We start from the raw sequence: 12,488 nt of genomic DNA on the forward strand, positions 1-12,488 counted from the left end.
GAACTATTCACTATAGATTTCAGACACTAACTGGCCGTGACGAAAACAAGCTTAATGTCCCCCTATTAACGTAGGCGTTCAAACACCACACTCTGATCTAAATGTTCGTGATACTGAGTGTAATCTAAGCCCACATCAAAGATATATTGGGTCACCAGGTTTCTAACGCACTCTATTAATTGGCTTGCTTGCCATGGTTTTTCAAAGTAGCGGTCAATGCCTGCGGAGTTGATCGCATTAATCGTATCGGTGTGCGTCGCTTGCCCGGTAAGAAGCACTTTCCTCGTAAAGCCAAAACGACCGTCCTTTGATACATCGGTCAGCAGCTCTACTCCCGTTTTACCTGGCATCACATGATCGGAAATAATCAATGCGATCATCTCGCCTTCTGCATCAAATTCATCCATCAGTTCTAGAGCCTCACCTGCTGATTCGCAGTCTTCGACATTCAACCACTGATTTAACGGCTCTAAATCTTGTAGAACCGCGCTTAGTACCTCTCGTTGGTCATCAACGCAAATTACATTAAGCTTCTCCATGTTCACCCTCTACTGGTAACTTGATTCTAAAAATCGTTTTTTCACTGTCGCTCTTTACTACAATAGAGCCGTTATATCCGGCGATAATGCGCTTCACAATCGACAGACCTAACCCTAAACCAAACGACAATCCCCCCTTTTTAGTGGTGAAGTTTGGCCGGAAAATTTTTCTACGTGTCGCTTCATCAATTTCTGGTCCGTTGTTAGCAATCGTGACCAAAATTTTACCCTTACTCTCCCGAGTATGTATTTCGATACCGGGTTTCTCCGTTTCACCAAGTGCATCGCACGCATTCTTTAATATATTTACCCAAACTTGGACGAGTTCGGTTTGAGAACCAATAAAAGCAGGTAAATCCGCAGGGCTAAAACGAACACTCACTCGTCTTAAGTCACTTTGCAATAGAGCCAAGGCGCGATTGATTGAATCATTGATGTTAATCGCTTCATCCAAGTCGATATCCGTGCGCCCCAATTGTTTTACGGATCGTACAATGCCAACGGTATGTTTAGAGGCAATGCGTAAGTCATGGAGATCTCGTCCCATTTGCCAGAAACGTATCGCTTCTTCTGGTCTTTTTAGCCAATGTTCCGAAAGGAAATTATTTGGAACGGCACGTGCAAGATCACGAGCAACCTCCTTGGTTAAACCGTAGTGTTTTTCGAAGTGGCGCCCCCGCTTTCTCGCTTCGCTAGAAGAGACTTTCTGCCCTTGCATTAAACCAAAATCAAAAAATTGACTCGCTTCCGGATGAACTTCTTCAAGCAGTTCCATGATAACTGTCTCTAGCCGTTCTGATTTACTGCTTACAACGCCTATCGCATTGTTCAACTCATGAGCAATACCCGCTGCAAGCTGCCCCAACGTTGTCATTTGCTCTGCGGTATGAAGCTTTTGTAGTGCTTTTTCTTTAGCCAATGCCTCTTGCATTGCGCGCCGTTGACGACGAGATAATTCGTTAACCATCACAGGCATAAATTGTGTCGTCAATGGTCCGTATGTCGCCTCTTCCACGGCGGGCGTATCGCGCTGTATCCAAGCCAATTCAACATCGGTTTGAGCAATCACTGTCGAAGAGGCGGTCCACGTACCAGAAAAGAAACTGTGTACGCCAATAAACGCACCTTGAGACGCAGAAAATACCTGAATCGGTTTCTTGTCATCTTCCGCGTAATAGCCCGCCAGTTCTCCCGACAGCACATAGTACAAGCGATCGTTGTAGCCTGCTTGCTCAATAAGCACCGACCCGGATAAAACCGTTAATCGGCGTTCAAGGTGATTAAAGTAGCGTTGTACTAACGCGTCTAACTTCGTTTCGTACATGGGTTATCCAATATGCCCAACAGTATGTAAAATCCACACCATCACAAAACTGAGTAATACGCCAATCACGCCTAGCACGGCACCGATACGAGCCATTTGGCCGCTCTCGACATGCCCTGTTGCATGAGCTAACGCGTTTGGTGGCGTACTGATTGGTAACGACATACCGAGTGAAGCGGCAAATGTCACGACCAAGATTAGAGTAACTTCACCGCCGAGAGGCGTTAGCGAAGCCATAGAAGTACCCAGCGCAGCCATAATCGGCATCAGCAAGTTTGCGGTGGCTGTATGCGACATAAAGTTTGCCATTAACAAGCACAAGAAAGCCGCACCAAACAAGACAACATATGGCGAGAACTGATCAAACGGTATGCTGTGTACCACCAGCTTCGCAAGCCCGGTTTTATCTAGAGCAAGGCCCAGAGCAATACCGCCTGACACCAACCAAAGCACATCCCAAGAGATTTTCTTCAAGTCTTCTTTGTTGATGATGCCCGTCAATGAGAACACTGCGACCGGAATTAATGCTACTGTGTAAGAATTCATTCCATGTGCAGAACCCATCAACCAAAGAATAATCGTGCCGGCAAAGGTGACGTAAACCATTATTGCTTTGGGTGTTTTCAAAAACTTGCTTTTAATGTTCAGATCGATGGTGGTTTGTTCGGCTTTATACAAAAAGCCAATCAGAAACCAGGCTAACGCCATCATCACAATAACGAATGGCACACCAAATACCATCCATTCACCAAACGTAATTAAGTTGTCACCAACCAAATATTTTAGGGCGATGGCATTCGGTGGCGTGCCGATTGGAGTACCAATGCCACCAATGTTGGCCGCAACAGGAATACACAAAGCGAATGCAATTCGACCTGGGTCTTTAGGTCCGAAAACTGCTATCACAGGGGTTAAAATGGACAACATCATCGCTGTTGTTGCGGTGTTTGACATAAACATGGAAAAAACAGCGGTGATCAGCATCAACCCCAGCATAACGAACTTTGGTTTTTGTCCAAATGGTTTGAGTAACACTCGGGCTAAGTTGACATCTAACCTGTACTTTGTCGCCGCCATAGCCAAAAAGAAACCGCCGAGGAAGAGCATGATAATCGGACTAGCGAAGGTCGCCATTATCTCGTTGTATTGTAATAGCTCACCAAAATGTGGCTGCCCTTCTTGCAAACGAAAGAGCACAATACCTTTATTTGATACAAGCAATAGCTCTAGGACAATGATCACAACCGAAGTGGCGTAGATTGGAATTGGCTCGAATACCCAGCAAAGTGCGGCAAGCAAGAAGATTGCAATCACTCTTTGCTGGACGATAGTAATGCCATCAAATGGGAACGCAGAGAGAGGCATTAACCAAACAAGCAATGGTATCAATGTTGGAACAACGTATTTGAGATAAGGGCGCATAGTACTACTTCTCTTCCTGAGATGGTTAGCCAGACACATTTGGCGTTTGGAACGCTATTACCCGCCGCAAAACCAAAACTTTCAGACTGTTTTTAAGCCTTCAGAGACGAAATGCGGTAATGGCGTTCCAGAGAAGATTATGTACACTGTTTTCAAACAAAACGTTGGTGCGAGATCAATGAACTCGTTTTCACATTGGAAAACATTTTATATCTGTGTTCAAGCTCACTAAATGCTCACGATTTAAGTTAAATATACTTTTCCATCATAAAGTTAGTTAAGGTTTCTCCCCTAATCTCAACACGTTGTCGAGACTTAACTGTGAAACCCATTTTCTCGTAAAAAGGTCGGGCGGTAATACTCACTTCAGAATACTGTCGTTTTATCCCCTGTACTTTCGCCTGTGAACAAAGAAAAGACATCAAATCACGACCAACACCTTGTCCTTGGTATTCATGATGGCAAAAGAAATGATCAATCAAGCCGTCACCTTGCAAATCACAATAGCCAACGACCTGCCCTTCTATCTCCGCGACGTAGGGTTGAATATCGTCCATTTTGTGTTGCCACACATCGAGGTCAAAATCTGATGGTGCCCAAGCGGAAACTTGTGATTCAGTGTAATCGCGACGATTAATGATTCGCACAGTATGGTAAAAGAGTGCCCACAGTGTTGGGGCATCCTCGGTGCGATAGCAGCGTATTGAGAGCATCAGTTTCCTCATTCTTATTCAATAAATACTAAGCATTAACGCAAAGTGATACTAGTGAACTCATCATTTTCAATGCCAATCACTAAAGGCTTCCCAATCTGATTACTGTTCATCAGTACGGTTGTATTCAGCTCACGGCTTGATCTGCGTATATTGCTTTTTCTTATGATATGAATATTCACAATATAATCGGAATACTCCTTTGTGATTCCGCCGGAAAATTCTACGTGCTCACTTTCATTGTCTCGGACAACATGAAATTTTCGATTGGCTTGAATATCAGTACTGATGGAGGAGTCACCATAGTTCAGCACAACGGACGTTGGTTCGCTATCTTGATTGGCAAAACAGCCAAATGCGAACATGCTTAATGCGAGTATACTTTTTGATTTAAACATTAATTATTCTATTTCTGGTTATTTTTCTGCTATTTGCATGACCAAACAGCACTTGTTCTGTGAGCGCCTATTGTGCCATAGCTGAACGCTGACTCTAAACGCGCAAAAAGATGAGCGATGAAAATTCCGTCCAAAACAAGCAAATGTGAGACAATGTGAGGGTCCCAAACTCACTCAACCAGTCAAAGGCCACTGTAAATCTCTGTTTTTTATGCTTTTAATTCATGTGACCGTGTAAGGAATACATACAACCTCTTACTTTTTCATACGCAACTAGATGAATCGTTCGAGAAATACGGCATCGTCTATGCCACATGTTACAAATCGGCTTACCTTATTATTACGTATGAACTGGAATTATGGCACTAACTTCCCTCTCTCTTTTAATAAGGAGAGGATTTCAACAATCAGGCTTGCCACGTTTTTATAGCTAAAATCAGTAGAGCGTTACCAACATCGGTTGGTCTAGGAGCAATAAATGAAAGACCCTCTCAACTTTACTCACCTTGTAAAAATTTGGCTCATGTCAATCGCGGTTATGCTGGGTGGATGCACTCAAGGAGATTGGCGTACCGCTAGCAGAGAACCTGCGGGTATCGCACCCGATCCTTCCAATGTTAAGCATGCTGTGATTGAGTTTTACGCCGCAGACGCGTTTGGTTGGCGAGGCTGGTTTGCCGTTCATACATGGTTTGCAATAAAGCCTGAAAATGCGAACGAATATACAGTGTATGAAGTAGTCGGCTGGAGAGTGAATCGCGGACAACCCGCTCTATATCAGTACCAAACTGGGACGCCAGATCGATATTGGTATGGTGCAAAACCAGAAAAGATCCTCTCCATACAAGGTGAAAAGGCCCGCCAGCTTATCCCTAAAATACAAAGTGTTATTAACCAATACCCTTGGGCTGAAGAATATACGCTGTTTCCAGGGCCAAATAGCAATACATTTCCGGCTTGGGTGGGTAAACAAATTCCAGAATTAGAGCTGAACTTGCCGTTTCGCGCAATTGGTAGCGGTTACGCCAGCGATTAACAGCAAAGATTAGTCACTGGCTCGTTTTATGTTCAGCATAAAGCGCAATATCTATTGTGCGTCGTCACCCAACTCCGTTCTATTTCTTCCATTATGTTTCGCTTTATACAGTGCATTATCGGCGTCTTTCATTACCGCTTCAATTGGTGTGTCATTGCCTTTCCAGTGAGAAACGCCCAACGAAACCGTGACCTTACCAACCACCTGAAAGTCATGTTGTTCCACGTTGTGTCTAATACGCTCTGCAACATCCATAGCGTGGTTTACGTCTGTTTTTTCCAAAAACATCATAAACTCTTCACCGCCAGAACGACACAGGTGATCATTAGAGCGAGCTTGGTCTTTCATTAACTGCGCAAACTCTCTAAGTAAGTTGTCACCCACGTCATGGCCATAGTTATCGTTTACGCTCTTAAAGTGGTCAATATCTAGCGCCAAAACAGAGAACGCGGTATTTTCCTGCTTAAACAAACCAAGAACTTTATCTAATCCACGTCGATTCAATAATCCAGTCATCGAATCTGTTAATGTATCCAGTTGCAGCTTATCAATGGTTTTTGACACGATACCAAATGCTTTAAGAAAACTAAGCTTCAAATGTGAGACCTCAAAATACCAAGACTTAACCAGTTTGAGATCATCGATAGATGATGAATGTTCTTCGACACCTCGCACAGCACCCGCTAACTGCCAAAGTGGTCTAGAAATAAGAAGGGACAAGAACCAAATTAGCAACAAAGTTAATAAACCAATTGGAATCGACTTAAGGAAAACATTCCACATCTGTTCATCTAGCACAGATAACGTCATCGATTTAGGGCGCTGAGCAACAATTCCCCATCCTGATGACTTTACTGGTGCATAACCAGCAAGCATTTCGACGCCGCGAGAGTTAACAATTTCTTTGTTACCGCTCTGCCCCATCGTCACCGCTTTGATTGCTTCATTATCGTCGATTACTTCACCAACTCTCGATTGATCTGGGTGATAAATCAGAGTGTTACTCTCATCGACAACGTAAAGGAAAGAACCATCTTTGTATGCGTGCTGGCTGAGTAACTCTGCAAGAATATTTTCTTTTTCTAGATAAATAGTGCCGCCGATATAACCTAAATATTCATTAGATTGAGAAAATATAGGGTATGAGATGGTTAACAAGTAATTTCCAGCTGGCGATATAAATGGTTCAGTAACAACCGGTGCTTGAGCGTTTAAAGACTGGCGTTTTCTTTCACCCACTAACCTTACACCTTTCACCTGAAGTGTTTCAGGGGATACAGAAATAATAACCCCTTTTGCATTAACGACAACCACAGAGTTAAATGATTTGGTTTGCGTTCTTAATCTCTCAGCCTCTTTATCAAGAAGCTGAGCGTCATGCATCTTGTCTTTTAGCACGTTCGCACTGTATTTTAGCTGCGACATTGAGCTTTCTATGAAAGAGTCTGTCATTTCAGACATTTTTTGGGCGTAAACACGGTTTGATTCTAACGTGTTATTGATGATGAGATCCCTTTGAACACGATAAATCGAGTAGAATGCGTTGATCAAAGTGACAAGCACACTGAACACACATAGGGTGACAATAAGATTTCTAAGATTGAGTTTTTCTTTTCTTCTAAAAGACATTGCCAATGGCCAACTTTGAAGGCTTTCTATATGAATGAGCGTATAGGTTATATGAAATTGATTTGATTTTCAGGTAGTAAGTTGGGATCAATGTTAATATTTGCTCACATTAAAGAACACTTTATGAGCTAAAAAGAGAATTCAGTAGCACGATAAAGAACCGTGCTACTTTCATATTTGGCGTTTAAGAGGGTTTTGTCTCTATCATCGTTTTTAATATATCCACAACTAGCTGATGATCATCTAACTGCGGTAAACCCGATACCGTCACAACCCCAACCAAACCAGACCCAGAAAGCCGAATTGGGAACGCGCCACCATGAGCACAGTACTCACGAGCATCGAGATGAGGCTGATTTTCGAAATCACGTTGCTTTTGCTTGTTGTACAGAGAAAGATAGTAAGAGCTGTGGCCATACCTTAATACTGAGTTTCGCTTCCTACGGACCCAATCTAAATGATCAGCGCAGGTTCCTGCCATCGCGTATTGAAATAGCGTTTGTCCAAAGCCGTAAACCTCAATAGCAACAGCCGCGCCGCGAGCTTCAGCCTCTTCTTTTAGAGCGAGGCCGATAGACCACGCAATATGGTGATTAAATTCCGCCAACTGAAGTTCATGCTCTTGCAGGGCCACGAGTTCAAGCGTCAAACTCATGGTTTCACCTGAATCGTTTTACCCGTTTTACTGCTTTCCAATGCCATCTCAATCAGAGCGATATTCTGTACTGCTTGAGCGGCAGGAACCGGGTTATCAGTGCCCAAACGAATGGCGTCTGCCACACCAACAAAGTAAGCTTGGTACTCGCCTCTCTCCGTTTTGATAGTTTGCGCACCGTCTTCGTCGTAACGGACGCCGTATAACACCTCATCTTCTTCCGACCAAGCATCGTTTTCCGGCAAACGGCCTTCTTTTAAGTAGCCCTCTTGAGGATCTAATCCGAACTTTTCATATTTAGCTTCCGTACCCAATACTTTGTAGCGGAGATTCGGCTCTGGGCTATACAAGTTTGAATGCAAGTGCACAATATGCTCAGGGTAATGAAGTATCAAGTTGTAATAATCAATCGTCGTCGCGCCCGGACGCATCATTCGACATTGTGCGTCTATCGCATCTGGCAAGCCAAACAACACCAATGCTTGATCGAGAAGATGAGGAGCAAGGTCGAATAGAATACCACCGCCATCTTGAGCCTGCTCTCGCCATCGTTGACGAACTTCAGGGCGGTAACGGTCAAAGTGTGACTCAAACAGCTTTATATCACCTAACTTACCTTGTTCGATAAGAGATTTAACCGTGAGAAAATCTCCATCCCAACGTCTATTGTGAAAAACGCTCAGCACTAGACCTTTCTCTTCCGCCAAGGCGATAAGTTCATTACCGTCTTCTATACGAGTAACAAACGGTTTCTCGACGATGACGTGTTTCCCATTGTTCAACGCACGCTTTGCAAGTTCGTAATGTACGTCATTTGGCGCAGTAATGATTACGAGCTCTGCATCACTATCATCGAGTAAAGTATTCGCATCAGAAAACCACTTAGCATCTGGCCAATCATTTTGAACCGCCTCCTGTTGACGAGAGCTTATCGCGCTCAGCGTTAAATTTGGTAGCGCTTTAATGAAGGGTAAATGAAACGTTTTTGCTGAATATCCGTAACCAATCACAGCGGTTTTTACGGGATCGTAAGCCATTCTAAGATTCCTTATTTCGGTGACACAACAATACATTCAATATCATTGTGATCGAGGAGTTGTTGAAAATCTGATTGAGGGGGATGATCGGTAATAATGATGTCGATCTTTGACAAATCACATACGTGGTGGAAATTGTCGCTACCAATTTTTCGGGATTCACAAACGACGATGACCTGCTGAGCTTGAGCAATCATCGCTTGTTTCATTGTTGCTTCTAACAAACTATTTGTTGTCAGCCCTCGGGATGTCAATGCACACACGCCAATGAACGCTTTGTTCACGTGATACTGCTGCATTTGCTGCTCTGCTTGCGCCCCTAAAACTGCTCTGGCATAAGGGTCAAAGTGTCCGCCTAAGAAATAAACGTCCATTGTGTCGTTTGTTTCAGCAGCGGTCAGTACATCAATGCTGTTAGTGACGACGTTGAGCTTGTTTTCTCCACAATGTGCTTTTCCTGCATAGAGTGGGAGCAGAGACAAAATGGTGCTGGTATCAATAACAAGATGGTCGCGCTCATCCAACAACGCTGCGGCAGCTTGAGCTAGTCGATGTTTAACGTCACTCACGGGTCGACTCGCGTATGCCTCGGTATGGGAAGAGATCGGCGCAAGCATGACACCACCTCGTATTCTTTGTAACCCAGGTTGCTGACTCAACTTAACTAAGTCTCGACGAGCTGAATCTCGCGAGATACCAAAGTACTCACAAACTTCAGACAACGTTACTTTGTTTTGCTGCTCCAGCTTCGCTCTGAGTGCTACGAGTCTTTCTTCTTGTGTCATAACTTAAATTCACTTAAGTGGTTTTAAGTAAACTTGCCACAATAATAGAAAAATTACCAACAAAACCACTTACAACCAACTCAATTGACCAAAGGTTAACCAAAGATAAATGAGCAGCAAGGCAAAACTTCCTAGGACGGTACGTTCACTCAAGCCCACATAGTTAGGCGTATGAAGTTTATTTATACCCATTTAAAACAACTGGCTCATCTAGCCCTAACTGCACTCTATTTCTTTTAATAAGCGCTTTTGGTAGTGGAATAAACCCAGCATTTCGTACCTGTTGTGTATTGTGGTCGGTTGTAAGGAGTTCAAATAGCTTTGATTTTTTGATCTTCTGATTAGTGTCGAATTGTTTATTTATATAAACGTAATAGACCACGGAAAATGGATAGCGAAGAGAATAGATGCAATCTGTGCTCAAAGAGCATGAGTCATCATTATGATGAACAGAGAGAGCCTTGTAGCTCGACCACTGTTCTGAGTATTTAAAATCGGAGTATCGCATATAAGCTTTGGCTGACAAGTCGTCGCTTAAAGCCCGTTTCAATCGGTCTTCATCAAGCATTTGAATCGATGATTGACAACCATTAGAGCTCACATCTGGGTTACTTAAACGCATCTCCCCGAAAGCATACGTATTTGCATCACAGCGTTTCAATTCACTAACGGAAAAACTATCTACCGTACTCTTTTGACCATTGATTACGACAATAGCGTTTGCCATTAAAAACAAACGTGTAGGCCTGTGGCCTCTTTCTCGTTGAAATCGGGAGATGTTTTCATCTGACCATTTCTTAGATGTGATCGCAATAGAGGTTCCGTCATTTAGCATGTCGTTAAAACCACCAGACTGAGATGCAAGCGCTACATTTACATTTGGCTCATCTATCAATGTTTCTATCGTTTCTAGTATCTCTGGCTCGACAAAAATCGATGTTCGAGCCTCAGAGTCAGAAAATGCCAGCGGTGAAATCAAACATGAAGTTAGAGCAAGGAAAGGCAAGACTTTAATTTTCATAATTCAGCTCCAACTTCGAATTAGGTGTCAACTCGCTGTCCGAACTAAATATAGTCCACGCTTGTTCAGTACTTTCAGCTTTCGTGTTTACAACAGCAATTGTGCGCCTTTCCCGTTTTTTTAGTTGTACCGTCAATGCCGTATTCTGATAAAACTCTTGCTCTTCAATTCGAGTATCTTGAATGCCGTTTCTCACTAGCAATTTTCGTATAGCTGCCGTTCTTTTCTTTGCCAACGCTTTGTTGTATTCGAGTGACGCTTCAGGGCTTGTGTCTCCTATCAGTATGACTTGCGCATTTGGGTTACTCTGAAGCAATGCTTTCAACTCGCTTAGCGGCATATCATGAGATGGCGTTACCTGATGCTCATCCATCGCAAAGAAAAAGCTGATCAGGTGTGTCTGCGAGTCGTTGACCCAATTCGCACAGCCCTCACTGTCAACAACCACACCTTTGGGCGTATCTGCGCAGTTATCTCGTTGGTTTATCACGCCATCACTATCATTGTCTTTAAGGTCGTTGTACTGGTAAGTGGTCAACGTCGTATTCGGTGATTCAGCACAGCCTGCTAACATGAAAACTAGAACACTCGTCACTGCGAATTTATCCATTATTGTTCTCCTTCCAGTTCTCTGGATACTCAACTCGCAACGCATAAGTCAGAATCCCCATCGAGTTGAATAAACGGTAAGTGGCAACCAAATGATCGTACTTTGTTCGGGTGTAGTTCCGTCTCGCAACAAACGTTTCAACTTTGGCATCTAATACATCTAACAAACTGCGTCGCCCTACATTGAACTGCTGGATGTACCCTAATTCAGTTACTTTCGCCGCATCAACGTTGACTTTTAAAAACTCCATTTGCTGTTGAAGCAATGTATGTGCGTCCCATGCCAGCCTTACACCTTCATTCGCATCTAGTTCTGCATTTGCTCGAATAGCCCTCGCCTCCTCTACTCGCCAGGCAGATGACTCCACTCGGGAGTCTGTAGAAAAGCCGTTAAAGAGATCGTAGTTGACCGTCAGCATAACCTTTGCATCTTCGTTAATGCCTTCAATATTATCCACGTTGTCTGTTTTGTTGGCTGACAGCTCAAGCTTGAGCTCTGGGTAGTAATCCCCCTTTTCTCTTTTTACTTCATGTCGAGCCGCCTCTAAATCTTTCATCGCCGACTGTATGGATGGGTGCAACCTAACCGCTTGTTTGAGTGCTTCGTCAAGCTTATTCGGAAGCAATTCCTGCGGGTAAACAGGCTCAACTAAGTTTTGCGGCGCTCGACCAACTAAACGTACAAATCTTGTTCTAGCATCGGAAAGATTGTTTTGGGCGGCAATCAATGAGGACTGTGTTGTCGCGACACGCGAAGAAACTTGCGCTAAGTCGGAGTTGCTGGTTAAACCTTTTTCTTTTTTATCTAGAATGAAACGGTAGATCTCTTGGTGTTCACTTAGGTTTCTTTCTGTCAGTTTCATCAACTCTCGGGCATGTAAAACATCCACATACGCTCTGACAGTATCTAATGCAACATTTTCCGCAGATGCCAATAAGTCCAAGCGTTCAGCTTCAGCCTCGTAAGATAGGCGATCAACATCAGCACTTGTTTTAAATCCATCAAATAACAGTTGGGAGATTCTTACGCCCATCTCCGTTCTTTCTAATGTTCTATCTTCACTGTCGATGTAGTTTCCGTTGTTATATCGAGTACCTTCGTACCCTGCTGCTGCATACAAATTAACCTGAGGAAGAAATGAACCATTTATGGCATTTCGGTCTCGTACCATCGACTCATAGCGAGAATAGCGAGCAAGCAAACTGGGGGAGCTATCGAGAGATAACGTAACTGACTCTTCTAAAGTCAAAGCGTTTGGCGACGATGATACTGCAAACAAGACCAATAACGTTGATTTAAGCCGCATCTTATATCCTTAT

13 protein-coding genes are annotated in these 12,488 nt (G+C 43.5%); 1 reads left to right on the plus strand and 12 read right to left on the minus strand.

Annotated elements, in window-relative coordinates; all coding sequences use genetic code 11:
* Window positions 1-65 precede the first annotated feature (65 nt).
* The 5 genes from R7P36_RS01180 to R7P36_RS01200 all read right to left on the minus strand — a co-directional run bounded on the left by R7P36_RS01180 (window position 66) and on the right by R7P36_RS01200 (window position 4,396).
* Window positions 66-539 (minus strand): response regulator, encoded by a 474-nt coding sequence (locus R7P36_RS01180; protein ID WP_005377744.1) that lies wholly within the window; start codon window positions 537-539, stop codon window positions 66-68.
* The gene (locus R7P36_RS01185) at window positions 526-1,863 is read right to left on the minus strand and encodes an ATP-binding protein (RefSeq protein WP_213899334.1); all 1,338 of its coding nucleotides are present in this window, start codon (window positions 1,861-1,863) and stop codon (window positions 526-528) included. Before R7P36_RS01185 ends, R7P36_RS01180 begins: the two co-directional genes overlap by 14 nt.
* A gap of 3 nt (window positions 1,864-1,866) precedes the next feature.
* Window positions 1,867-3,285 (minus strand): SLC13 family permease, encoded by a 1,419-nt coding sequence (locus R7P36_RS01190; RefSeq protein WP_017634015.1) that lies wholly within the window; start codon window positions 3,283-3,285, stop codon window positions 1,867-1,869.
* A 248-nt stretch (window positions 3,286-3,533) separates the two neighbouring features.
* Window positions 3,534-3,998: a GNAT family N-acetyltransferase gene (locus tag R7P36_RS01195; protein WP_213899333.1), complete on the minus strand. Its 465-nt coding sequence runs from the start codon at window positions 3,996-3,998 to the stop codon at window positions 3,534-3,536.
* Between the two features lie 35 nt (window positions 3,999-4,033).
* Complete coding sequence (locus tag R7P36_RS01200) at window positions 4,034-4,396, minus strand: hypothetical protein (RefSeq protein ID WP_064353880.1); 363 nt, start codon at window positions 4,394-4,396, stop codon at window positions 4,034-4,036.
* A gap of 478 nt (window positions 4,397-4,874) precedes the next feature.
* Here R7P36_RS01200 and R7P36_RS01205 point away from each other — a divergent pair, with 478 nt between their 5' ends.
* Entirely contained in the window at window positions 4,875-5,432 is a 558-nt protein-coding gene (locus tag R7P36_RS01205; RefSeq protein WP_064353879.1) for a DUF3750 domain-containing protein, read from the plus strand.
* 51 nt (window positions 5,433-5,483) lie between these two features.
* On the opposite strand, the gene R7P36_RS01210 is transcribed toward R7P36_RS01205, so the two are convergent.
* The 7 genes from R7P36_RS01210 to R7P36_RS01240 form a co-directional block, all read right to left on the minus strand.
* Entirely contained in the window at window positions 5,484-7,061 is a 1,578-nt protein-coding gene (locus R7P36_RS01210) for a sensor domain-containing diguanylate cyclase (protein ID WP_005389121.1), read from the minus strand.
* A 184-nt stretch (window positions 7,062-7,245) separates the two neighbouring features.
* The gene (locus R7P36_RS01215) at window positions 7,246-7,716 is read right to left on the minus strand and encodes a heme-degrading domain-containing protein (protein WP_053350586.1); all 471 of its coding nucleotides are present in this window, start codon (window positions 7,714-7,716) and stop codon (window positions 7,246-7,248) included.
* Entirely contained in the window at window positions 7,713-8,753 is a 1,041-nt protein-coding gene (locus R7P36_RS01220) for an oxidoreductase (protein WP_042522861.1), read from the minus strand. Before R7P36_RS01220 ends, R7P36_RS01215 begins: the two co-directional genes overlap by 4 nt.
* 11 nt (window positions 8,754-8,764) lie before the next feature.
* The gene (locus R7P36_RS01225; protein WP_025766712.1) at window positions 8,765-9,538 is read right to left on the minus strand and encodes a DeoR/GlpR family DNA-binding transcription regulator; all 774 of its coding nucleotides are present in this window, start codon (window positions 9,536-9,538) and stop codon (window positions 8,765-8,767) included.
* Between the two features lie 178 nt (window positions 9,539-9,716).
* Window positions 9,717-10,559, minus strand: coding sequence for a phosphate ABC transporter substrate-binding protein (locus R7P36_RS01230; RefSeq protein WP_213899332.1), 843 nt, complete (start codon window positions 10,557-10,559; stop codon window positions 9,717-9,719).
* Window positions 10,549-11,169: an OmpA family protein gene (locus R7P36_RS01235; protein ID WP_213899331.1), complete on the minus strand. Its 621-nt coding sequence runs from the start codon at window positions 11,167-11,169 to the stop codon at window positions 10,549-10,551. Before R7P36_RS01235 ends, R7P36_RS01230 begins: the two co-directional genes overlap by 11 nt.
* Window positions 11,162-12,475, minus strand: a complete 1,314-nt coding sequence (locus R7P36_RS01240; RefSeq protein WP_213899330.1) for a TolC family outer membrane protein — start codon at window positions 12,473-12,475, stop codon at window positions 11,162-11,164. Before R7P36_RS01240 ends, R7P36_RS01235 begins: the two co-directional genes overlap by 8 nt.
* Window positions 12,476-12,488: the final 13 nt, after the last annotated feature.

Source organism: Vibrio sp. 397 (assembly GCF_033339395.1).
Lineage (GTDB): Bacteria > Pseudomonadota > Gammaproteobacteria > Enterobacterales > Vibrionaceae > Vibrio > Vibrio alginolyticus.